Source organism: Pseudaquabacterium pictum (genome assembly GCF_005403045.1).
Lineage (GTDB): Bacteria > Pseudomonadota > Gammaproteobacteria > Burkholderiales > Burkholderiaceae_C > Pseudaquabacterium > Pseudaquabacterium pictum.
The window spans coordinates 21,855-44,237 of the sequence record NZ_BJCL01000013.1; the positions used below are offsets into that span (position 1 = coordinate 21,855).

Annotated in this window: 22 protein-coding genes; 6 read left to right on the forward strand and 16 right to left on the reverse strand. The window is 71.0% G+C overall.

The window, feature by feature from the left end:
* Positions 1 to 47: 47 nt before the first annotated feature.
* Entirely contained in the window at positions 48 to 2,552 is a 2,505-nt protein-coding gene (locus FFT10_RS20565; RefSeq protein WP_137734749.1) for a hypothetical protein, read from the forward strand.
* A gap of 1 nt (position 2,553) precedes the next feature.
* Here the strand turns inward: FFT10_RS20565 and FFT10_RS20570 are convergent, their stop codons facing one another.
* The 6 genes from FFT10_RS20570 to FFT10_RS20590 all read right to left on the reverse strand — a co-directional run bounded on the left by FFT10_RS20570 (position 2,554) and on the right by FFT10_RS20590 (position 7,786).
* Positions 2,554 to 4,242 carry an NAD(P)/FAD-dependent oxidoreductase gene (locus FFT10_RS20570; RefSeq protein ID WP_137734750.1) on the reverse strand — a complete coding sequence of 563 codons (1,689 nt, stop codon included), beginning with the start codon at positions 4,240 to 4,242 and terminating at the stop codon, positions 2,554 to 2,556.
* 87 nt (positions 4,243 to 4,329) lie between these two features.
* Positions 4,330 to 4,494 carry a hypothetical protein gene (locus FFT10_RS27965; RefSeq protein WP_162854867.1) on the reverse strand — a complete coding sequence of 55 codons (165 nt, stop codon included), beginning with the start codon at positions 4,492 to 4,494 and terminating at the stop codon, positions 4,330 to 4,332.
* Positions 4,495 to 4,573: 79 nt separating this feature from the next.
* Positions 4,574 to 6,046, reverse strand: coding sequence for a Do family serine endopeptidase (locus tag FFT10_RS20575; RefSeq protein WP_137734751.1), 1,473 nt, complete (start codon positions 6,044 to 6,046; stop codon positions 4,574 to 4,576).
* A 128-nt stretch (positions 6,047 to 6,174) separates the two neighbouring features.
* Positions 6,175 to 6,660, reverse strand: coding sequence for a GNAT family N-acetyltransferase (locus FFT10_RS20580; protein ID WP_137734752.1), 486 nt, complete (start codon positions 6,658 to 6,660; stop codon positions 6,175 to 6,177).
* Positions 6,657 to 7,298: an FMN-binding negative transcriptional regulator gene (locus FFT10_RS20585; protein ID WP_137734753.1), complete on the reverse strand. Its 642-nt coding sequence runs from the start codon at positions 7,296 to 7,298 to the stop codon at positions 6,657 to 6,659. Before FFT10_RS20585 ends, FFT10_RS20580 begins: the two co-directional genes overlap by 4 nt.
* Positions 7,299 to 7,312: 14 nt before the next feature.
* Positions 7,313 to 7,786 (reverse strand): OsmC family protein, encoded by a 474-nt coding sequence (locus FFT10_RS20590; RefSeq protein WP_137734754.1) that lies wholly within the window; start codon positions 7,784 to 7,786, stop codon positions 7,313 to 7,315.
* A 93-nt stretch (positions 7,787 to 7,879) separates the two neighbouring features.
* Here FFT10_RS20590 and pdxR point away from each other — a divergent pair, with 93 nt between their 5' ends.
* The gene (gene pdxR, locus FFT10_RS20595) at positions 7,880 to 9,313 is read left to right on the forward strand and encodes a MocR-like pyridoxine biosynthesis transcription factor PdxR (protein ID WP_228027211.1); all 1,434 of its coding nucleotides are present in this window, start codon (positions 7,880 to 7,882) and stop codon (positions 9,311 to 9,313) included.
* Here pdxR and FFT10_RS20600 read toward each other — a convergent pair.
* The 9 genes from FFT10_RS20600 to murJ form a co-directional block, all read right to left on the reverse strand.
* Positions 9,300 to 10,310: an inorganic phosphate transporter gene (locus tag FFT10_RS20600; protein ID WP_137734756.1), complete on the reverse strand. Its 1,011-nt coding sequence runs from the start codon at positions 10,308 to 10,310 to the stop codon at positions 9,300 to 9,302. The genes pdxR and FFT10_RS20600 overlap by 14 nt on opposite strands.
* A gap of 18 nt (positions 10,311 to 10,328) precedes the next feature.
* Entirely contained in the window at positions 10,329 to 10,976 is a 648-nt protein-coding gene (locus FFT10_RS20605) for a DUF47 domain-containing protein (protein WP_137734757.1), read from the reverse strand.
* A 68-nt stretch (positions 10,977 to 11,044) separates the two neighbouring features.
* Positions 11,045 to 11,560 carry a 2-amino-4-hydroxy-6-hydroxymethyldihydropteridine diphosphokinase gene (gene folK, locus FFT10_RS20610; protein ID WP_137734758.1) on the reverse strand — a complete coding sequence of 172 codons (516 nt, stop codon included), beginning with the start codon at positions 11,558 to 11,560 and terminating at the stop codon, positions 11,045 to 11,047.
* Positions 11,561 to 11,586: 26 nt separating this feature from the next.
* Positions 11,587 to 13,296 (reverse strand): polynucleotide adenylyltransferase PcnB, encoded by a 1,710-nt coding sequence (gene pcnB / locus FFT10_RS20615; protein ID WP_373282556.1) that lies wholly within the window; start codon positions 13,294 to 13,296, stop codon positions 11,587 to 11,589.
* Positions 13,293 to 13,964 carry a histidinol-phosphatase gene (locus tag FFT10_RS20620; protein WP_137734759.1) on the reverse strand — a complete coding sequence of 224 codons (672 nt, stop codon included), beginning with the start codon at positions 13,962 to 13,964 and terminating at the stop codon, positions 13,293 to 13,295. Before FFT10_RS20620 ends, pcnB begins: the two co-directional genes overlap by 4 nt.
* A complete protein-coding gene (hda, locus tag FFT10_RS20625; RefSeq protein ID WP_137734760.1) occupies positions 13,961 to 14,668 on the reverse strand; it encodes a DnaA regulatory inactivator Hda in 708 nt (235 codons plus the stop codon). The genes FFT10_RS20620 and hda overlap by 4 nt, the downstream gene beginning before the upstream one ends.
* 7 nt (positions 14,669 to 14,675) lie before the next feature.
* A complete protein-coding gene (locus FFT10_RS20630; protein WP_137734761.1) occupies positions 14,676 to 15,737 on the reverse strand; it encodes an AI-2E family transporter in 1,062 nt (353 codons plus the stop codon).
* Positions 15,738 to 15,812: 75 nt separating this feature from the next.
* Positions 15,813 to 16,679, reverse strand: a complete 867-nt coding sequence (locus FFT10_RS20635; RefSeq protein WP_137734762.1) for a SirB1 family protein — start codon at positions 16,677 to 16,679, stop codon at positions 15,813 to 15,815.
* A 24-nt stretch (positions 16,680 to 16,703) separates the two neighbouring features.
* The gene (murJ, locus tag FFT10_RS20640; protein ID WP_137734763.1) at positions 16,704 to 18,272 is read right to left on the reverse strand and encodes a murein biosynthesis integral membrane protein MurJ; all 1,569 of its coding nucleotides are present in this window, start codon (positions 18,270 to 18,272) and stop codon (positions 16,704 to 16,706) included.
* Between the two features lie 232 nt (positions 18,273 to 18,504).
* On the opposite strand from murJ, the gene rpsT reads away from it, so the two are divergent.
* The gene (rpsT, locus tag FFT10_RS20645; RefSeq protein ID WP_137734764.1) at positions 18,505 to 18,825 is read left to right on the forward strand and encodes a 30S ribosomal protein S20; all 321 of its coding nucleotides are present in this window, start codon (positions 18,505 to 18,507) and stop codon (positions 18,823 to 18,825) included.
* 69 nt (positions 18,826 to 18,894) lie between these two features.
* Here rpsT and FFT10_RS20650 read toward each other — a convergent pair whose 3' ends face one another.
* Entirely contained in the window at positions 18,895 to 19,218 is a 324-nt protein-coding gene (locus FFT10_RS20650; RefSeq protein WP_137734765.1) for a DUF3579 domain-containing protein, read from the reverse strand.
* Between the two features lie 291 nt (positions 19,219 to 19,509).
* On the opposite strand from FFT10_RS20650, the gene FFT10_RS20655 reads away from it, so the two are divergent.
* From FFT10_RS20655 to FFT10_RS20665, 3 genes are read left to right on the forward strand one after another with little or no spacing between them, the layout of a single operon-like run.
* Positions 19,510 to 20,694 (forward strand): aspartate aminotransferase family protein, encoded by a 1,185-nt coding sequence (locus FFT10_RS20655; RefSeq protein ID WP_137734766.1) that lies wholly within the window; start codon positions 19,510 to 19,512, stop codon positions 20,692 to 20,694.
* A complete protein-coding gene (gene argF, locus FFT10_RS20660) occupies positions 20,691 to 21,623 on the forward strand; it encodes an ornithine carbamoyltransferase (protein WP_137734767.1) in 933 nt (310 codons plus the stop codon). Before FFT10_RS20655 ends, argF begins: the two co-directional genes overlap by 4 nt.
* 16 nt (positions 21,624 to 21,639) lie before the next feature.
* On the forward strand, positions 21,640 to 22,383 hold the full coding sequence (locus FFT10_RS20665) for a metallophosphoesterase family protein (RefSeq protein WP_137734768.1): 744 nt from the start codon (positions 21,640 to 21,642) through the stop codon (positions 22,381 to 22,383).

Consider the following 22,383-nt stretch of genomic DNA (forward strand, 5'->3'; position numbering starts at 1 on the left):
CGGACGCCCGCCATCCAGGCGGTGACAACCCCACGGAGGAAGCTGCCATGTCCCGATCCACAACAACAACCCGCCCACCCGCCCGGCTGCTGCTGGCGACGCCGGTGGCCCTGGCCATCGCCTCGGGCCTGCTGCTGTCCGCCTGCGGCGGCAGCGACGACGACACCCCGGCGGCACCGGCCCTGGTCGACCAGACCGTGGCGGTGATCGACGGTCCGCTGCGCGGAGCGAAGGTCTGCCTGGACCTCAACGACAACGATGCCTGCGACGCCGGCGAACCCAACGCCACCACCGCCGCCGATGGCACGGCCACGCTGACCGGCCTGGACCCCGCGGTGCTGGCCGCCCACGCCGTGCTGGCCGACGTGCCGGCCGATGCGGTGGATGCCGACCACGGCGTGGTGGGCACCGCCTACCAGCTGAAGACGCCTGCCGGCAAGCCGGCCGTGGTGAGCCCGCTGACCACGCTGGTGGCCGCGCACATCGCCAATGCCGGCGGCACCGCCGCGGCAGCCGACACTGCGCTGGCCGAGCAGCTGGGCCTGGCTGGCTCGCTGTTCGACAACTTCACCGGCAAGACCGATGCCGCGGCCACCCAGGCCGCGGTGCTGGCCCGCCTGGTGGTGGTGACCACCCAGAAGCACACCGTGGCCACCGCCGATGCCAAGGATGCCGGCGGCCAGGCACTGGCCGCCATCGACCGCACCCGCGTCGTGCAGAACGCCCTGCTCACCCAGCTGCCGGCCATGGCCGCCGCCGTGCCGGCCCTGGCCGCGGCCAGCGGCGAGGCCCGCAGCACCGCGCTGGCCGCCGCCGCCGACACCCTGGTGACCGACAGCGGCATCACCGCCGCCAACATCGCGGTGGTGGTGGCGGCTGCCAAGCTGCCGCCCGCGCCGGAGGCGCCGGCGAGCAGCCCCACCGCCGGCGTGGCGCTGCGCTGGTTCAGCTACGCCGATGCACAGAACTACCAGTACAGGATGTTCAAGTCCACGGCGGCGCAGAACACCATCGTCGATGGCCAGCGCGCCTTCACCGAGTACCGCGAGCGCTCGGTCGGCAGCAACGGCGCCGTCACCGGCTACAGCCAGTGGGGCGAGGGCCTGAGCAACCAGGTGCGCAACCAGGTCTACTGGACCGGCAGCGCCTGGCTCGCCTGCCCCACCGACTTCGTCCACAAGGCCACGCCCTGGGATGCCAAGGGCATGTCGGATTCCAACTACTGCGGCGCCTTCAAGACCACCAACAAGCGGGTGGCCCGCGACATCGCCGGCCGCACCATGGCCGACGTGGTGACCGAGATCCGCGCCTGGCCGCTGTTCGACAGCGAGGGCGACTACACCGCCTGGGGCCCCGACCCGGCGCTGCATGCCGACAAGCTGGCAGCGGTGATGCCGGCCGGCGCCAAGCTGTACGTCTACACCGGCATCGAGACTGCGCGGCCCGACCTGTACGGCACCCACCTGGCCAATGACCGCATCGTGGTCTACAACGCCGAGGTGGCCGCCGGGGGCAGCTCGGCCGCGGGCAGCGCCTGCGGTGCCGTCACGCCCAGCAACTTCAGCCGCTTCCTGATCGAGACCAGCACGCTGGACCAGGTGGTCGCCGCCAACACCGGCCTGCCCTGCAGCTACAGCGTGGGCAGCAACGTGGGCGAGTCGCGCAACGACTGGTACGGCACCACCCTGTCGATCGGTGACGTGGCCGATGCGTCGTATGTCAGCAGCACCGGATACCACGTCTCCGGCGTCAAGCGGCTGCGGGTGTCGTTCGCGCCGGGCAACGTGGCCAACTACTGGCAATGCCTGCGCCGCGCCTCCGACGGCTCGCCGCGCAACTGCACCGCCGCCGGCAGCGGCAGCTACCGCATCGAGGCGCTGGGTGATGCCCGCGTGCTGCGGCTGGCCGGCGTGCCGGCGGCCGGCTCGGCGCTGACCTACAACCGCATCATCGTCGAGCGTGAGGGCCAGGTCTGGTACGGCTCGCGCGGGAAGGTGCAGACCACCCACCAGCTGCGGCTGGACCAGGTGGCCAGCGAGGCCCTGTTCACCGCGCTGGGCCTGCCCGCACCGCGCGCGGCCGAGCCGCTGACCGCCGCGCTGCTGCAGTCGCGCTACCTCAACACCGCCGGCCCGGGCAGCTACAACCCGGCGGTGCTGGCGATGGTGGCCAACGACAACACCGCCCTGACCGGCGCCTGGCGCTTCGACGATGCCGACGCCCTGAAGCGCACCCATGACACCACGTTCTTCTTCTTCGCCAACGGCGACTACGTGATGGCCGACCCGGCCGGTGACAGCGGGCCGGATTCCTGCGGCCCGGCTGGCCTGGAGCGCGGCAGCATCGCCTGGGATGCGGCCAGCGGCGCGCTGCAGCTGGTGTCGATCGCGGCCGACACCAACCTGTGCGCCGGCCTGCACGACACCACCAAGCCCGACAGCGAGCAACTGGGCCGGGTGGTGGTGACGGCACGCCTGTCGGCCGACGGTCAGGTGCTGACGGTCACGTCGCCCGGCGAACCGGAGACCCGGCTGCGCCGGATCTCGAAGTGAGTCAGGCTGGCGCGGGCTGCAGCAGCGCCCGCGCCAGCGATTCGGCCACCTCGATGCCGTCGACGCCGGCCGACATGATGCCGCCGGCATAGCCCGCGCCCTCGCCGGCCGGGTACAGGCCGCGGGTGTTCAGGCTCTGGTGATCCCGGCCGCGGGTGATGCGCAGCGGCGACGAGGTGCGCGTCTCCACGCCGGTCAGCACCGCGTCGTCCATGTCGAAGCCGCGGATCTGGCGGCCGAAGGCCGGCAGCGCTTCGCGGATCGCGGCCAGCACATAGGGCGGCAGGCTGGGCAGGGCCTTCTGCGCCAGGTCGGTGGCGGTGACGCCGGGCTTGTACGACGGCTCCACCGACCCCAGCGCCGACGAGGCCTGGCCGCGGATGAAGTCCCCCACCCGTTGCCCCGGCGCGCGGTAGCCACCACCGCCCAGTTCAAACGCCCGGCTCTCCCAGAAGCGCTGGAAGGCCACGCCGTCCAGCGGGTTCACCGGTCCCTCGCCCGGCGTCTGCCGGTAGTCCTGCGGGTTGATGCCCACCACGATGCCGGCGTTGGCGTTGCGCTCGTTGCGGCTGTACTGGCTCATGCCGTTGGTGACGACGCGGTTCGGCTCGCTGGTGGCCGCCACCACGGTGCCACCGGGGCACATGCAGAAGCTGTAGACCGAGCGACCGTTGGCGGCGTGGTGCACCAGCTTGTAGTCGGCCGCGCCCAGGATGGGGTGGCCGGCATTCGGGCCGAAGCGGGCGCGGTCGATCACGCCCTGCGGATGCTCGATCCGGAAGCCCACCGAGAACGGCTTGGCCTCCAGGTGCACGCCGCGCTGCTGCAGCATGGCAAAGGTGTCTCGGGCGCTGTGGCCCAGGGCCAGCACTACATGGTCGGTGCGCAGCTGTTCGCCACTGGCCAGCTGCAGGCCACGCACCTGCCGCTGCCCGCTCTGCACGTCCACCAGCAAGTCGGTCACCTGCTGGCCGAAGCGGATCTCGCCGCCCAGGGCTTCGATGTCGGCGCGCATCTTCTCGACCACGCCGACCAGCCGGAAGGTGCCGATGTGCGGCTTGGCGACGTAGAGGATCTCCTCCGGTGCACCGGCCTTGACGAATTCGGTCAGCACCTTGCGGGTGAGGTGGCGCGGGTCGCTGATCTGGCTCCAGAGCTTGCCGTCGCTGAAGGTGCCGGCGCCGCCCTCGCCGAACTGCACGTTCGAGCCGGCATCCAGCACGCCCTGGCGCCACAGGCCCCAGGTGTCCTTGGTGCGCTGGCGCACTTCCTTGCCGCGCTCCAGCACGATGGGCCGCAGGCCCATCTGCGCCAGGATCAGTGCCGCGAAGATGCCGCAGGGTCCGAAGCCCACCACCACCGGCCGCGGCCGGCGGCCGGCCAGCAGATCGGTGCTGAAGTCCGCCGGCGTCCGGGCGACGAACTTGTAGCCGGTGTCGGGCGTGGGCCGGATGTGCGGGTCACCGGGGAAGCGGGCCAGCAGCGCGGCCTCGTCCACTCCGTCGGCGAAGCTGCAGTCGACGGTGTAGATCAGCACGATGGCCGACTTCTTGCGCGCATCCCAGGCGCGGCGGAAGACGGTGGCCTCGCGCAGCTGCGCCGGCTTCAACCCCAGCCGCGACAGCACCGCCGCGCGCAGGTCGGGCTCGGCATGGTTCAGCGGCAGGCGCAGTTCGGTGATGCGCAACATGGCGGGTCAACAACGAGAAACGGGCGCCTGGGCGCCCGGATGCTGAAGGCAGCGACGGATGGCGCGCCGACTGACCGGCGCAGCCGGTCAGCCTTGGTGCGGGCGCTTGCCCGGGCGCTTCTTGCTGCGGGTGTGCGAGCCACGCTCCAGGCTGCGCTTCTGGCCGCGGCCCACGGTGTAGGTCACGCCATTGGGCGCAGGCGGGCGCGGCGTGGCTTTGCGGTCGGCTTCGGTACGGATCTTGGTGGCCATGATGGATGGGTTCCTGAGCGCTGGTTTTTGGCGGGTGCGAAACCCTCAATTAGGCCACAGTTCTGGTGGCCACTCGGGATCAGACCGGCGCCACTGGCACGAACAGCTGCTCACCCGCCCGCCAGACCAGCAGCGCCACCCGCTTGGGCTTGGCCGCCAGCACCCGCTGCAGCGTCTCGACGCTGTCCACCGGCTGGCCGTTGATGGCCAGCACCACATCGCCGCGCGACAGGCCGGCGCGGGCCGCCGCGCCCTGCGCGCCCTGCACCAGCAGGCCGCGGTCGAGCTTGGCCTGGGCACGTTCTTCGGGCTGCAGCGGGCGCAGCGCCAGGCCCAGGCGGGCACCGCCGGCGGCAGCCTCGTCGCCCGCGCCGTTGGCCGGGGCGCCAGCCTGCGCGCCGTCGCCGGCGCGGCCCAGGGTCACGGTCAGGTCCACCGCCTTGCCCTGGCGCCAGATGCCCAGCGCGATGCGGTCGCCCGGCACCGCCTGGGCAATGCGCGCCGACAGCGCCCCGGCCTGCACCGTGGGCTGGCCGTCGATGCGCTGGATGACGTCGCCGGCCTGCAGGCCGGCCGCCGCCGCCGGGCTGCCGGGTGCCACCTGCGACACCAGGGCGCCATCGGGCCGCGCCAGGCCGAAGCTGTCGGCCAGCGGCTGGGTCATGTCCTGCACCGCCACGCCCAGGCGCGCATGCTGGGCGCTGCCGGTGGCGACGATCTGCTTGCTGACGCGCATCGCCACATCCACCGGGATCGCGAAGCTGACGCCCTGGTAGCCGCCGGTGCGGCTGTAGATCTGGGCGTTGATGCCGACCACGTTGCCGGCGGCGTCGAACAGCGGGCCGCCGGAATTGCCCGGGTTCACCGCGGCATCGGTCTGGATGAACGGCACCGCGCCGTCGCCCGGCAGGCTGCGGCCAGTGGCGCTGACGATGCCGGCAGTGGCCGTCTGCGCCAGGCCATAGGGCGCGCCGATGGCCAGCACCGGATCGCCCACCGCCAATTGCGCCGGGTCACCCAGGCGCACCGGCTGCAGGCCCTGCACGGGGATGCGCAGCACCGCGATGTCGGTGGCGGCATCGCTGCCCAGCACCTTGGCGGTGTACTCGCGGCGGTCGGCCAGCAGCACGGTGACGGTCTGCGCATCCTTCACCACATGGGCGTTGGTGAGGATCAGGCCGTCGGCCGCGACGATGAAGCCCGAGCCCTGGCCGCGGAAGGGCTGGGCGCCGGGCGGCACCGCCGGACGCCAGCCACGCGGCAGGGCCTGCAGGGCCTCGGCTTCGTCATCGCTGGCGCTGCGTTTGCCCTCGACCAGGATGCCGACCACCGACGGCCCGTAGCGCTGCACGATGGCGCGGTAGTTGGGCGCGTTGCCGGGCTGCAGCGCGGGCAGCGGCTCGGCCGCCGGCAGGGCCGCGGCAGTCTGCGCCGCAGGTGCGCTCTGGCCCTTGGCATGCAGCCAGGGCAGGTCGATGGCGCCGGCGCTGCCGACGACAGCCAGCCCGCCACCGAGCATGGCCCAGGCCAGAGGTTGGACGATGTTGCGCATGGATGCTGCTCCTTCCAGCCCGGGCCCCTGCCCTGGCGATGGCTGCAGTCTGCGCAGGCGCTGTGAGCGCCGCATGCGTACAAAGTGTCCGCATGTGAAGCGGGGCGCGCACGGCCCCGTTCGCCCCGTCAGGGCGGCATCGGATGGTCGTAGCGAATGAAGCCCTTGTGCACCGCCACGCGGTCGTACAGCCGGCGGGCGCGGGCATTGGTGTGGTGGGTCAGCCAGTGCAGGCGGTCGGCGCCGCGGGCTTGGGCCAGGTTGGCCAGGTGGCCGATCAGCGCGCCAGCCACGCCCTGGCCGCGCACGTCGTCGGCCGTGAACAGGTCCTGCAGGTAGCACTGGGTGTCGGCCCAGGTGCTGGCGTGGAACAGCGCATGGGCGATGCCGACCAGGCGCTCGGGCTGGCCCGGCCCGGCGCCAGGCAGCCAGACGCCCAGGCCGACCATGTCACCGCCAGCCATCAGGCGCTGCCAGGCGGCGTCGTAGCCGGCATCGTCGACCACGGTTTCGTAGAAGGTCTTGTAGCCGCGGGCCAGCGGCTCCCAGTCGGCACGGTCGATCGGGCGCAGCGGGCCCAGGCGCAGGCTGGTTGCGGGGTTGCCGGTGCTCATGCCGCACCCCCGCTCGGATCCTGCATCCAGTCGGCGAGCTGGCGTGCCGGCGCATCGCCCTGGGCCTGCAGCCCGGCCACCACGCCGGCACGGTCGGCCGCGCTGCGGTTCTGGCTGAGCTTGTACTTGCCGACCAGCGTGGTCAGCGGGATCTCGATGCAGACGATGGCGCGCAGCATGCCGGCGATGTAGTCGTCCGGCGCGTCGCCCACGGCCCAGGGCCTGGCCTGGGTGGCCTCGTGGCGGTCGGTCAGGCGTGACACCAGAGCATGCGCGGCAGCCGCCTCGTCCAGCACCACCAGCGGGCCGCGGCCCTGCACGGTGGCGTAGTTCCAGGTCGGCACCACCTTGCCATGCACCTGCTTGGCGGCATAGCCGTTGGGCGAGATGTAGCCGTCGGGCCCCTGGAACACCACCAGCACCTGCTGGCCGGCCGCGTGCCACACCGGGTTGGCCCGCGCCACATGGCCGCACAGCGTGCCCAGCGGGCCGCGGGCGGCATCCAGCATCAGCGGGATCGGGTTCGCCACCGGCGCGCCATCGCCGTCCAGCGTGATCAGCAGCGCCAGCGGATGGGCCTGCAGCAGACGGTGCAGCACCGCGGGACGGGTCTCTTCGAAGTGTTGGGGCAGGTACATGGACAGGCGGTGGGTCAGGGTGTGTCGAGGATGGGTTCGCAGCGCACATCGGTGCGCACCGAGTTGGCGATGAAGCAGGCGGCATGGGCCGCATGGTGCAGTCGGTGGATCTCGGCCGCATCGGGCTGACGCGGGCCGGCAAAGCGCACCCGCGGGCGCAGCGTCACCACCGTCATCGCCAGCTGGCCATCGGCGTTCTTCGCCAGCACACCGTCAGCCTCGTCCTGGTAGTCGTCGACCACCCAGCCGGCGCGGCAGGCGATGTCCAGGAACCACAGCAGGTGGCAGCTGGACAGCGATGCGACGAAGGCCTCCTCGGGATCGACCGCGGCGGCATCGGACAGCGGCAGCGGCACCACCTGGGGCGACGACGAGCCCGCCACCACCGCGCCGCCGTCGAAGCGCCACTGGTGGCGGCGCTGGTAGCGCTTGTCGGTGAAGGTCTGGCCGTCGCGCTGCCAGGCGATGGTGGCGGTGTAGGTGGACATCGGTGCAGAAGTTGTGGAATTGGCTTGCAGCGTAGCGAGAAAATCAGCAGTCCAAGGAGCCAATTCAGGATGCGCCACCAAGCCAATGCCGCCGTGTCCCTGCCCAAGCGGCTGCAGGTCTACCAGCAGCTGCGCGCCGCCATCGAGCAGGGCAGCCTGGCGTCGGGCAGCCGGCTGCCGCCGACCCGCAGCCACGCCCAGCTGCTGGGCGTGGGCCGCAACACCGTGCTGTGGGCGCTGCAGCGCCTGCAGGCCGAGGGCTTCGTGCAGTCGCGCGTCGGCAGCGGCAGCGTGGTGGCCGATGGCCTGCGCCAGGCGCGCCAGCCGCCACCGCAGGCGAGCGCCGCTCCGACACTGTCGCGCCGCGGTGCACAGCTGGCCGACGTGGTGCGCCTGTGGCAGCGGCCGGTGTCCGAGGTCCGGCCGCTGCGCATCGGTGCGCCCGAGGTGGCCAGCTTCCCGTTCGCGCTGTGGGACCGGCTGGCCCGGCAGTGCAGCGTGGCCCAGCGCGCCGCGCAGGCACAGTACATCGACCCCGCAGGCCTGCCGGCCTTGCGCACGGCGATCGCCCAGTGGCTGCTGGTCTCGCGCGGCGTGCGCTGCCATGCCGGCCAGGTGCTGGTGACCTCGGGCTCGCAGCAGGCCATCGACCTGGTCGGCCGGCTGCTGCTGGATGCCGGCGACGATGCCATCGTGGAAGACCCGGGCTACCCCGGCATCCGGGCCAGCCTGGCCGGCCATGGCGCGCAGGTGCGGCCGGCGCCGGTGGACGACCAGGGCCTGGACATCGCCGCCGCGGCCGCCGCCTGGCCCGCGGCGCGGCTGGCGGTGGTGACGCCCACCCACCAGTACCCGCTGGGCGTGCACATGGGCCTGGCCCGGCGGCTGGCGCTGATCGACTGGGCGCGGCGCAGCGATGCCTGGATCGTCGAGGACGACTACGACGGCGAATTCCAGTACGGCACCCACCGCACGCCAGCGCTGTGCAGCCTGCCGCATGGCGGCCGGGTGCTGTACATCGGCACCTTCTCCAAGAGCCTGCATCCGGGGCTGCGGCTGGGCTTCCTGGTGCTGCCCGAGGCGTTGCTGCCGGCCTTTGCCGGTGCCAAGGCGCTGAGCGACCGCCACAGCCCGGGCGATGCCCAGGCGGTGCTGGCCCGCTTCATTGCCGAAGGCCACATGCTGCGCCATCTGCGCCGCATGCGCGAGCTGTACCGCCGCCGCCAGGGCGTGCTGATCACTGCGCTGGCCCAGGCCAGCGGCGGCACGGTGCAGCTGGCGCCCTGTCTGCACGGCATGCACCTGGCGCTGGAGGCACCACCGGGCACCGACGATGTGGCAGTCAGCCGCGCTGCCGCCGCCCTGGGCGTGCGGCTGGCGCCGCTGTCCAGCTACTGCATGCAGGCCGATCGCCGCGGCTGGCTGCTGGGCCATGCCGCCGACGACGATGCGGCGCTGCAGGCCGCCGCGCAAGCCATCGGGCCGCTGCTGCAGCGCAGCCTGGAACCGGCCGTCAGAACAGCGTGAAGCTGATCCAGTAGGCCACCGCGGCGACGAAGGCCGACGCCGGAATCGTCAGCACCCAGGCCCAGACGATGTTGCCGGCCACGCCCCAGCGCACTGCCGAGGCATTGCGCACCGACCCGACCCCGACGATGGCGCCGGTGATGGTGTGGGTGGTCGACACCGGGATGCCCAGGCCAGTGGCGATGAACAGCGTCAGCGCACCACCGGTCTCGGCACAGAAGCCGCCCACCGGCTTGAGCTTGGTGATGCGCTGGCCCATGGTCTTGACGATGCGCCAGCCGCCGAACAGCGTGCCCGCGCCAATGGCCAGGTAGCAGGCCCAGATCACCCAGGTGGGCGGCATCTTGTCCTGCACGCTGCTGTAGCCGGCAGCGATCAGCAGCATCCAGATGATGCCGATGGTCTTCTGCGCGTCGTTGCCGCCGTGGCCCAGCGAGTAGGCACCGGCCGACACCAGCTGCAGGCGGCGGAACCACCGGTCGACCTTCAGCGGGCTGGTGCGCCGGCAGATCCAGGCCACCAGCACCATCATCAGCGAGCCCAGGGTGAAGCCCAGCAGCGGCGAGACGAAGATGAACGCCACCACCTTGGTGATGCCGGCGCCGATCAGCTTGCCGGTGCCGGCCTTGGCGATGACCGCGCCGACGATGCCGCCGATCAGCGCATGCGAGCTGCTGCTGGGGATCCCGTACCACCAGGTGATCAGGTTCCAGGTGATGGCGCCGATCAGCGCGCCGAACACCACATGGTGGTCGATCACCCCCGGCTCCGCGATGCCCTTGCCGATGGTGGCGGCCACGGTGAGGTGGAAGACGAAGATCGCCACCACGTTGAAGAAGGCGGCGAAGACCACGGCCTGGTGCGGCTTGAGCACGCCGGTGGAGACGACGGTGGCGATGGAGTTGGCGGCGTCGTGGAAGCCGTTCATGAAGTCGAACGCCAACGCCAGCACGACGAGCAGCGCCACGACCCAGAAGCTGATCTGGAGAGCGTCCATGTCAGACGGTCGGCCGGATCAGGAGTTCTCGAGGACGATGCCCTCGACGATGTTGGCGACGTCCTCGCAGCGGTCGGAGATGCTCTCCAGGTGCTCGTAGACCGCCTTCAGCTTGATCAGCTCGCGCACCTCGATGTTGTCGCGGAACAGCTTGCTCATCGCGCTGCGCATCACCCGGTCGGCGTCGCTTTCCAGGCGGTCGATCTCCTCGCAGGTCTTCAGCGCCGCCTCGGCCACGCTGGGCTTGCTCAGCTGCGGCAGCAGGCTGACCACATGCTGCACCCGCTCGCAGCAGCGCACCGAGATCTCGCCCAGGCGCAGCACGTCCTCGCTGACGTTCTTCAGGTCATACAGCGACATCACCTCGCTCGAGTCCTGCAGCAGGTCGAGGATGTCGTCCATCGCGTTGATCAGGCCGTGGATCTGCTCGCGGTCGATCGGCGTGATGAAGGTCTTGTGCAACAGGCGGTTGACCTCGGCGGTGATGCGGTCGGCCTGCTTCTCGGCACTGTCGACCTCGGCGCTGTACTTGGCGCGCAGGGTCTCGTCGCTGTAGTGCTGCACCATGGACTGGAAGGCCCGGGCGCCTTCGGCAATGTGCTTGCCGTGCGCGTTGAACATTTCGAAGAAATTGCCTTCGCGCGGCAGCAGCTTGCCGAACAGCATGGGGTGGTCTCCAGGGGGGAACGGACGCAGAACACGTCCGCGGATGTCACACGGCTGTCACCAGCCTGTCATGCGGACATTGTAGGCGGCAGGTCCAGCGGTCCCAGCCGCTGCAGCGGCTGGTCGGCGGTGGCGTCCAGGTGATCGGCCAGCGGCCCCAGCCCGGGCGCGGCCAGGCCCGGCGCGATCTCCAGCAGCGGCTGCAGCACGAAGGCCCGCAGGTGCAGGCGCGGATGCGGCAGAGTCAGGGCGGGCGTCTGTAGCACGGCATCGCCACACAGCAGCAGATCCAGGTCCAGCGTGCGGGGCGCATGGCGGTAGGGCCGCTGGCGGCCGAAGTCCTGCTCGATGGCCTGCAGCGCGGCCAGCAGCGCTGCGGGTGCCAGCGGCGTGTGCAGGGCCACCACAGCGTTATGAAAGTCGGGGCCGGCGGCATCGACCGGCGCCGAGCGGTACAGCGACGACACCGCCAGCAGGTGGCTGCCCGGCAACGCGGCGACGGCCCGCAGTGCTGAGCGCAGCGTGGCCGGCGCATCGCCCAGGTTGGCGCCCAGGCCGATGTGGGCGGTGCAGCCCGGGGACACGGCCGCGGTGGGCTGGGGCCTGGCGCTCAGCCGCCGTCGGCGGGCGCGGATGCCCCGCCGGCACCAGCCGGCTTGCGCCGGCGGCGGCGGCGCTTGCGGGCTGGCGCGCCGGTGGCGAGCTCGGCAGCGCCCTCGCCGCCTTCGCTGCCCTCGTCACCATCGTCAGCACCGTCGTCGGCGGCGTCTTCGCCACTGGCGCCACTGTCCGCTCCCGCGGCAGGCTTGGCCGTGCGCGCCGGCGCAGCCTTGCGGGCGCCGCCGCGCTGGGCTTCGCGCACGGCGGTCAGCAGGGCCTCGCGCTCGTCGTCGCTGCCCATCGAGAAGTCTTCCCACCACTCGGCCAGTTCCACCGGCGCCTCGCCCACATCGGCACGCAGGCGCAGGAAGTCGAAGCCGGCGCGGAAGCGCGGCTGCTCGATCATCGTCAGCGCGGTGTTGGCCTGCCGGCGCTCCAGCCGCGGCTGCATCATCCAGATCTCGCGCATGTCGGCACCCAGCTTGCCGCGGCCGCTGATGTCGCCAATGCGGGCGTCGAACACCGCGTCGATGGCCTGCTGCAGCGCCGGTGCCGGATGCTCGCCGGCCGCCTGGTTCTTGCGCCAGCCGGCCTGCACGTCATGCCACAGCAGACAGGCCAGCAGGAAGCTGGGCGCCACCGGCTTGCCCTCGCCCACCCGGCGGTCGGTGTCCTGCAGCGCCTGGCGGATGAAGGCCTGCTGGCGGGCGAATTCCTCCGGCGTGCTGCGGCTCTCGTCGAACACCGCATCGAGCACCGGGAACACACCGCGGTGCAGGCCCAGCGCCTTCAGCGATTCGACGCTGGCCAGCGCATGGCCGGTCTGCAGCAGCTTGACCATCTCGTCGAACATGCGCGAGATCGGCACGTTGGCCAGCAACGGCACCGTCTCGGCGATCGGCGCAGCGGTCTTCTTCTCCAGCGTGAAGCCCAGCTTGGCCATGAAGCGCACCGCACGGATGATGCGCACCGGGTCTTCGCGGTAGCGGGTGAGCGGGTCGCCGATCAGCCGCAGCAGCTTCTTCTTCACGTCGGCGATGCCGTGGTGGTAGTCGACCACCACCTGGCTCTCCGGGTCGTAGTACATCGCGTTGACGGTGAAGTCGCGGCGCGCCGCATCTTCCACCTGCGGCCCCCAGACGTTGTCGCGCAACACCCGGCCGCTGGCGTCCACCGCATGGGCGCTGCCGGCCAGCGCGGCCTTGCTGGTCTTCTCGTTGCCCTCGACCTGGGTGGCCTCGCTGTTGTCCATGTAGGCGCGGAAGGTCGAGACCTCGATCACCTCGTGGTCTCGCCCGCGGCCGTGGATCACATGCACGATGCGGAAGCGCCGGCCGATGATGAAGGCGCGGCGGAACAGCCCCTTGACCTGCTCGGGCGTGGCATTGGTGGCCACGTCGAAGTCCTTGGGCCGCAGGCCCACCAGCAGGTCGCGCACCGCGCCGCCCACCACATAGGCCTCGTAGCCGGCGCGCTGCAAGGTGCGCACCACGTTGATGGCGCGCTCGTCGACCAGCTTGGGGTCGATGCCGTGCTCGCTGGCCGGCACCTCCACCCGTTTTCCGGTGGGGATGCCGCCGGTGGGCGCGCTCGGCGCCTGCGCCATCGCGGCAGACGGCCGCGGTGCGGCGGCAGCTGCCACCGGGGCTTCGGCCTGCGGCACGGCGGCCGCGGTGGCGGCGCCCTTGCCGAGCAGGCGGCTGATGAATTTCTTGATCATGGAAACAACCTCAGGATGCGCCAGCCGCGCTGCAGGGCGATCGCTTCGAGCGCCGGGCTGGGATTGGTGGCCACCGGTTCGCTCACCAGCTCGAGCAGCGGCAGGTCGTTGGTGGAATCGCTGTAGAAGACACTGGCCGAGAAGTCGGACAGCTGGTGCCCCAGGCCGGCCAGCCACTGGTGCACGCGGGCGATCTTGCCCTCACGGAACGACGGCACGCCGTCGATGCGGCCGGTGGCCCGGCCTTCGGCATCCCGCAGCAGGCGCACGGCCAGCAGGTGCGGCACGCCCAGCGCATCGGCGATCGGCCGGGTGATGAACTCGTTGGTGGCGGTGACGATGGCGACCAGGTCACCCGCCTGCTGGTGCTGGCGCAGCAGGTCGAAGGCCGGCGGCAGCAGCTGCGGCTGCATCACCTCGGTGATGAAGCGCCGGCTGGCGGCGGCCTGCTCGGCCAGCGGCCGCTGGCGCCAGGCCCCGGTGGTGAAGGCGATGTAGGCGTCGATGTCCAGCGTGCCGGCCTGGTACTGGGCATAGAAGGCATCGTTGGCACGGCGGTGAGCCTCGGCGTCCACCCAGCCCAGCTGCACCATGAATTCACCGAAGGCGTGGTCGCTGTCGCCGGGAATCAGCGTGCCGTCGAGGTCGAACAGGGCCAGGCGGGTCATGGCGCGGGGGGCGGGTTGGGGACGAGGTCGTGGATGTTTTCGGCCATCATCTTCTTCAGCAGCGGCACGGTGATGTGGCGCTTCTCGGCCAGCGAGAAGCCATCGAGCCGGTCGAGCACGGCCATCAGGTGTGCCATGTCGCGGTCATGGTGGGTCAGCAGGTGGGCCAGCACCTCGTCGGGCAGCAGGATGCCGCGGCGGTCGGCCTCGCGGCGCAATGCGGCGCGGGTCTCACCCTCGGCCAGCGGCTGCAGCGCGAACACATGGCCCCAGCCCAGCCGCGTGCGCAGGTCGTCGCGCACCGGCAGGTCCACCGGCGGCAGGCGGCCGCCAGCGGCCCACTGCACGCCCTGGGTGCCGGCCTCGACGAACAGCGCAAACGCCGCCTGCTGGTGCGCCGCATCCAGGGCCTCGCAGCGGTCGACCACCACCAGGCTCCAGCCTTCGTCCAGCGTCCAGGGCAAGGCGGTGCCGGCGTCGAACCAGCCGATGCGCTCGCCCTGCGCCTGGTGCTGCTCGGCCAGCGCCCGCAGCAGACGGGTCTTGCCACTGCCGGCGTCGCCCCACAGGTACACCGGCGCAGCCACGCCGGCACCGGGCACCAGGCCACGCAGATGGGCCACGGCATGGTCGTTGCGGCCGACCACCAGGGCGTCGAAGCCGTCGCGCGCCGGCAGGTGCATCGGCAGAGGCAGCTGCTTCATCGGCCGCTCATCCGGTGAACAGCCGGCTGGCACGGTAGGCCACCAGGGCCCGGCGCAGCGCCACCAGGGCCACGGCGCTGGCCGGCAGCGCCACCAGCACGCCGACAAAGCCGAACAGCTGGCCGAAGGCCATCAGCGCGAAGATCACGGCCAGCGGGCCCAGGCCGATGCGCTCGCCCACCAGGCGCGGCGTCAGCACGAAGCTTTCCAGCAGCTGGCCCAGCGCATAGATGCCGGCGACCAGCAGCACGCCGCCCAGGCTGGCGAACTGCAGCAGCGCGGCCAGCAGCGCCAGCGCCAGCCCGAGGCCGAAGCCCACGTACGGGATGGCCACCGCCAGGCCGGTGAACACGCCGATGGGCAGCGCCAGGTCGAAACCCACCAGCGCCAGCGCGGTGGCGTAGTAGGCGGCCAGCGCCACCATCACCAGGATCTGGCCGCGCAGGTACTGGCCCAGCACCGCATCGCAGTCGGCAAAGAAGCCGTGCACCGCCTCGCGGGCCCGCGGCGGCACCAGGCCCTGCACCCGGGCCACCAGCTGCGGCCAGTCCATCAGCAGGTAGAACAGCACCACCGGCACCAGGATGGCATTGCCCAGCAGCGACAGCAGCACGCTGCCGCCGATGCGGGCCGAGGCCAGCGCGGCCGACAGCCAGTCGTCCATGTTGGCGTCCATCAGCTGGGTGAGCCAGGCCTTGATGCTGGCGACGTCCAGCGTGAAGTCGACGCCGAAGCGCGCCAGCAGCGGGTTGACGGTGGCGTTGAGCCGGTCCAGCAGCACCGGCACCTGGGCCTTGAGCAGCGGCAGCTCCTTGGCCATCACCGGCACGATCAGCAGCAGCACCGACACCAGCAGCAGCAGGGCCACGCCCTCGACCAGCAGCACCGCCAGCACCCGCGGCCAGCGCCTGCCGGCCAGCAGCTCGACCAGCGGATGCAGCGCATAGGCCAGCACTGCCGCCACCACGAACGGCGTCAGCACCGGCGCCAGCAGCCACAGCGCCAGCGCGGCCAGCGTGGCCAGGGCGATCCAGGTGAGGGTTTGGCGTTGGGCGGGCGACAGGGTCATCGGCAGGGCACGCCGGGGTTCCGGCGGCTGGCCGCCATGGGCTGGCGGTCAAACCAGCGATTGTAGGAGCCGTGGTCAATGCAGCCGCGGTGCGCCGTCGCGGCGCAGTTCAGCCAGGCGTTCGCGCAGCGCGGCGGCATCCTCGGCATCGGGCCGGGCCGCCAGGTAGGCGGCCAAGTCGTCGGCCGCCTCGGCCGGGCGGCCCAGCTCGGCCCAGGTGAGGCCGCGGTCGCGCTGCTCCTCGGCGGCCTGCGGCAGCAGCAGCACCAGGCGCTGTTGCACCGCCAGCAGGCGCGGCCAGTCTTCCTGGCTGCGGTGGATCTCCTTCAGGTTGTGCAGCAGCCGCGCCAGGATGTCGCGCGGCGGTGCACCCTGCAGGAACAGGCCCAGCGGCGTCTCGAAGTCGCCCTCCAGCCCGTGGCGGGCGCGGTAGGGCTGCAAGCGTTCGTCCAGCGCCTCGCGTGAGAGCGAGCGGCCATTGAACGGGTCGATCACCACCTCGCCCTGGGGCATGCGCAGCTTGATGAGGAAGTGCCCCGGGAACGACACGCCCTGCGCCTTCAGACCCAGCTGGCCGGCCAGCTCGATGTAGACCAGCGCCAGCGTGATCGGGATGCCGCGGCGCGTGGCCAGCACCTCGTGGATGTGGCTGTTGCGGCGGTCGTAGAAGTTGTTCAGGTTGCCGGCAAAGCCGAGCTCGACGAAGAAATACTGGTTCAGCGCCCGCAGCCGCCGCAGCGGCGCGGCATCGGCTGGCAGGCGGGCCTTGAGCTTGGCCGCCAGGCGGTCGATCTCGCCGAGCACGGCCTGCGGATCGAGCGCCGGGTTGTCGTCCTGGGCCACGCAGATGGCGGCCTCCAGCAGCGCGAAGCCGGCGTCCTCGGCCACCAGGCTGGCGAAATAGGCCAGCTTGGACGGGGCGTCGATCTGCCAGGGTTTCATGGCCGGAAGTCTAGGCCCGCGGGCTCACTGCTTGCGCACCAGGCTGCGCAACGGCACCCGCAGCACCGCCAGCACACCGAAGTACACCAGCGCCGACAGGCCGAGCGCCAGCGCCATGGCGCCGGCGCGCTGCAGCTCCTGCGCGCCCATGGCCAGCCAGTCGAAGCGGCGGGCGGCCCAGGCCATGCCGGCGCCCATCACCGCGCTGGCGATGGCCACCTTCAGCACCAGCGCGCCCCAGCCGCTGCCGGGGATGTAGCTGCCGCGGCGCTTCAGGCCCCAGACCAGCGCCGCCGCATTGGCATTGGCGGCCAGCCCGATCGACAGCGCCAGCGCCGCCACGCCCATGCCCAGGCCGCCGATCAGCGCAATGTTGAGCACCTGGGTCAGCACCAGCGCGCCGATGGCCACCCGCATCGGCGTGGCCATGTCCTGCTGGGCGTAGTAGGCCGGCGCGGCCACCTTCACACCCACCAGGCCGATGACGCCGGCGCCGTAGCCCATCACCGCCAGCGTGGTCATGGCCACGGCGTTGGCGTCGAAGGCGCCGCGGTGGAACAGCACCGCCACCATCGGCTGGCCGAACACCGCCAGCGCCACCGCGCAGGGCACGGCCAGCAGCAGCACCAGGCGCAGGCCCCAGTCCAGCAGGCCGGAGTAGGCCACCATGTCGCCCTGCGCCCGTGCGGCCGACATCTGCGGCGTCAGCACCACGCTCAGGGCCACACCCAGCAGTGCGGTGGGCAGCTCCATCAGCCGGTCGGCATAGACCAGGGTGGACACCGCGCCCGTGCCCATGTGGCTGGCGATCTGGGAATTGATCATCAGCGAGATCTGCGCCACCGACACGCCCACCAGCGCCGGGCCCATCTTGGCCAGGATCTGGCGCACGCCGGGGTGGCGCCAGGCCATCAGCAGCCGCGCCGGCGACAGGCCGATGCGCGGCAGCATGCCGATGCGCAGCAGCGCCGGCACCTGGATGCCCAGTTGCAGCAGCCCGCCCACCACCACGCCGACGGCCAGCGCGTAGATCGGCTCGATGCCGCGGTCACGCAGCGGCGGCACCAGCAACAAGGCCGCAGCGATCACGCTCAAGTTCAGCAACACCGGCGTGAAGGCAGGGATGGCGAAGCGCTTCCAGGTGTTGAGCACGCCAGAGGACAGCGCCACCAGCGACATGAAGCCGATGTACGGAAACATCCAGCGGGTCATCAGCACCGCAGCGCCCTCGGTGGCGGGATCGAAGCCCGACGCCAGCAGCCACACCAGCACCGGCGCGGCCACGATGCCCAGCGCGCACACCACCAGCAATGACCAGGCCAGCACGGTGGCCACGGCGTCCAGCAGGTCGCGGGTGGCGGCGTCGCCGTTGGCTGCGCGGGTGGCCGCCAGCAGCGGCACGAAGGCCTGCGAAAACGCGCCCTCGGCAAACAGCCGGCGCAGCAGGTTGGGGATGCGGAAGGCGATCTGGAACGCATCCATCATCGCCGAGGTGCCGAACAGTGCCGCACCGATCTGCTCGCGCACCAGGCCGGTGATGCGGGACAGCAGCGTGAGGGCAGAGACCGAGAAGGCGGCCTTGAAGAGATTCATGCGGGCGACGGGGCGAGGCAGGTGGTGCGGCGTAGGCGGGGCCCGGGCCGCCAGCGTGCCGCCAAAACCATCCGATTCCGCATTATAGGAACCGCCCTGCCTGTCACTTGGCTGCAGCAAATCCAGAATGCTATACTCGCGGTCTTTGCCCGGCATGGTTGGATGAATTTGGTCATCCGCTGGCTTGGCAGCCAGATCACGCTACCGTCTTCGACACAGGATTCTCACCAGCATGGCCACCGCTTCCAAAGCCAAGAAGAAAACCGTTCGCCTGGCCTCGGGCCGCAAGCGCGTCCGCCAGGACGAGAAGATCAACGCCGCCAACACGGCGCTGCGTTCGAAGTTCCGCACCGTGGTGAAGAACGTGCAGAAGGCGCTGGACAAGGCTGCCGCTGGTGGCGACAAGGCCGCGCCGGCCACCCTGTTCAAGCATGCCCAGAGCGTGATCGACTCGGTCGCCGACAAGGGCATCTTCCACAAGAACAAGGCCGCCCGCCACAAGAGCCGCCTGGCCGCCAAGATCAAGGCGCTGTCGGCTTCCGCCGCCGCCTGAGGCCTTCCGGCCCCATGAAAAAGCCCGCTGACGCGGGCTTTTTTGTTTTCTGGCCTCTCGGCCTCGGCCTCAGTCAGCCTTGGGCGGATCAGGCACCAGGCAGGCTTCGACCACCTGCAGGTCGTTGTCGCGCGCGAAGTGCATGACGAAGTCCCAGGCCATCGGCTCCAGGTCGCGCAGCGCCTCGCTGACGATCACGCACTTGATGCCGTCGATCACCCGCGGCACGCAGTAGGGCGAATAGCCGATGTGCGCGCCGATGCCCGACCCCTTGGGACGGAAGCTCGACAACGCGCCGGCCAGGCGCTCCGACCAGTCGCTCGGCCGGAAGGTCTTGCCCGCCTTGGTGACACCCTGGATGAAGAATTCGCGCGGTTGGGGGGCGGTCGACATGCGGGCCGAGAGGGATGGAGCTGGGTCAGGAGGTCCGATGGGCAGCGTCACCGGGCGCAGCTCACGCCGCACCGGTACGGGCTCAGGCACCGGGAAACCCCGCATTGTGCCGTGGAAGTGCTGCGGCGCAGCAAGCATCGCTGCCTCTGGGTGACGGTCCATCACGGGACATCGGCCGTTTCCACCGTCGCTTTAGAATCGAACCCCGGGCCGGCGCGTTGCCATGGTGGGAACCATGCGAAAAACACGCCGGCCTCTTCATTGATCCGCCGCCTTTCCCGGAGCCCCGCGATGACCTCCCACGTGATGAACACCTACGGCCGACTGCCCTTTGCGCTGTCCCACGGCCGAGGCTGCCGCGTCTGGGACACCGACGGCAAGCAATACCTGGACGGTCTGGGCGGCATCGCCGTCAACACGCTCGGCCATGGCCACCCGAAGCTGGTACCGGCGCTGCAGGACCAGGTGGCCAAGCTGATGCACTGCAGCAACTACTACGCCGCACCCCTGCAGGAGGCCCTGGCCGCCAAGCTGTGCGAACTGTCGGGCCTGCAGAACGTGTTCTTCTGCTCCACCGGCCTGGAGGCCAACGAGGGCGCGCTGAAGATCGCGCGCAAGTTCGGCCATGACAAGGGCATCGAGCGGCCCGAGATCATCGTCTACGAGAAGGCCTTCCACGGCCGCTCGATCGCCACGCTGTCGGCCACCGGCAACCCCAAGGTGCAGGCCGGCTTCGGTCCGCTGGTCGAGGGCTTCGTGCGCGTGCCGCTGAACAACCTGGATGCGGTGCGCGAGGTCGCCCGCACCAACCCGAACGTGGTGGCGGTGTTCCTGGAGACCATCCAGGGCGAAGGTGGCATCCACCCGACCCGCATCGAGATCCTGCAGGGCCTGCGCCAGATCTGCGACCAGCAGGACTGGCTGCTGATGCTCGACGAGGTGCAGTGCGGCATCGGCCGCACCGGCAAGTGGTTCGCCCACCAGTGGGCCGGCATCCTGCCCGACGTGATGCCGCTGGCCAAGGGCCTGGGCTCGGGCGTGCCGATCGGCGCCATCGTGGCCGGCCCGCGTGCGGCCAGCGTGCTGCAGCCGGGCAACCACGGCACCACCTTCGGCGGCAATCCGCTGTCCATGCGTGCCGGCATCGAGACGCTGCGCATCATGGAAGAAGACGGTGTGATGGCCAATGCCGCGGCCGTGGGCGCCCGGCTGCATGCCGCGCTGGCCGAAGGGCTGCAGGGTTTGAGCGGCGTCAAGGAGATCCGCGGCCAGGGCCTGATGATCGGCATCGAGCTCGACCGGCCCTGCGGCGCCCTGCTGGGCCAGGCCGCCGACGCCGGCCTGCTGCTGAGCGTGACCGCCGACAGCGTGATCCGCCTGGTGCCGCCGCTGATCCTGACCGCCGCCGAGGCCGACGAGATGGCGGGCATCCTGGTGCCGCTGGTGCGGGCCTTCCTCGCCACACCGCAGCCATGAAACCTGGGTACAGCCTGATGAAGCACTACCTGCAGTTCAAGGACCTGCGCGCCGAGGAATACGCCTACCTGTTCGACCGCGCGCGCATCATCAAGACGCGCTTCAAGAACTACGAGCGCTACCAGCCGCTGGCCGACCGCACGCTGGCGATGATCTTCGAGAAGGCCAGCACCCGCACCCGCGTCAGCTTCGAGGCCGGCATGTACCAGATGGGCGGCTCGGTGGTGCACCTCACGACCGGCGACAGCCAGCTTGGCCGCGCCGAGCCGGTGGAGGATTCGGCCCGCGTCATCAGCCGCATGGTCGACCTGGTGATGATCCGCACCTACGAGCAGACCAAGCTGGAGCGCTTTGCCGCCCACAGCCGGGTACCGGTGATCAACGGCCTGACCAACGAGTACCACCCCTGCCAGATCCTGGCCGACATCTTCACCTTCATCGAGCACCGTGGCTCCATCCAGGGCAAGGTGGTGGCCTGGGTGGGCGACGGCAACAACATGGCCAACACCTGGCTGCAGGCGGCCGACATCCTGGGCTTCACGCTGCACATCAGCACACCCGGCGGCTACGAGGTCGACCCCAAGCTGAGCGGCGTGGCCAACCCGGGCTGCGTCAAGACCTTCAAGAGCCCGTTCGCCGCCTGCGAGGGCGCGCACCTGGTCACCACCGACGTGTGGACCAGCATGGGCTTCGAGGCCGAGAACGAGGCCCGCCAGAAGGCCTTCGCCGACTGGTGCGTGGACGCGCAGATGATGTCGCTGGCCCAGCCCGACGCGCTGTTCATGCACTGCCTGCCCGCCCACCGCGGCGAGGAGGTGGCGGCCGAGGTGATCGACGGCCCGCAGTCGGTGGTGTGGGAAGAGGCCGAGAACCGCATGCATGTGCAGAAGGCCCTGATGGAATACCTGCTGCTCGGCCGCATCGGCTGATGGCCCCGGGCGCACCGTGAAGACCGCCTTCCTCAGCGACCTGCATGCCAACCGCGAGGCGGTGGAATCGGTGCTGGAGCATGCCCGCGCCGAGGGCGCGCAGCGCTGGGTGCTGCTGGGCGACTTCGTCGGCTACGGCGCCGACCCGGCCTGGGTGGTCGACCAGGTGCGCGACCTGGTGCGCCAGGGCGCGCTGGCGGTGATGGGCAACCACGACCAGGCGGTCGTGCGCGGCTCGGCACCTGGGATGCGGCCCGAGGCCCGCTACGTGATCGAGTGGACCCGCGCCCAGCTCGACGCCGCCCAGCTCGACTTCCTGGCCAGCCTGCCGATGACCCAGCAGCACGGCGACCAGCTCTATGTGCATGCCAACGCCTGGGCGCCCAGCGGCTGGGACTACATCCAGGCCCGGGCCGATGCGGTGCGCAGCCTGCAGGCCACCGAGGCCCGCTACACCTTCTGCGGCCACATGCACGAGCCCAAGCTTTTCAACCTGTCGGGCACCGGCAAGGCGGGCGATTTCGTGCCGACGCCGGGCGTGGCCATCCCGGTGCCGCCGCATCGCCAGTGGCTGGTGATCCCCGGCTCGGCCGGCCAGCCGCGCGACGGCAATCCGGCGGCCTGCTACGCCATGCTCGACGAAGCCGCCGGCGCCCTCACCTTCCACCGCGTGCCCTACGACCACGAGAGCGCCGGCGCCAAGATCCGCGCCGCCAACCTGCCGCAGCGCCTGGCGGCGCGGCTGGAAGACGGGCACTGA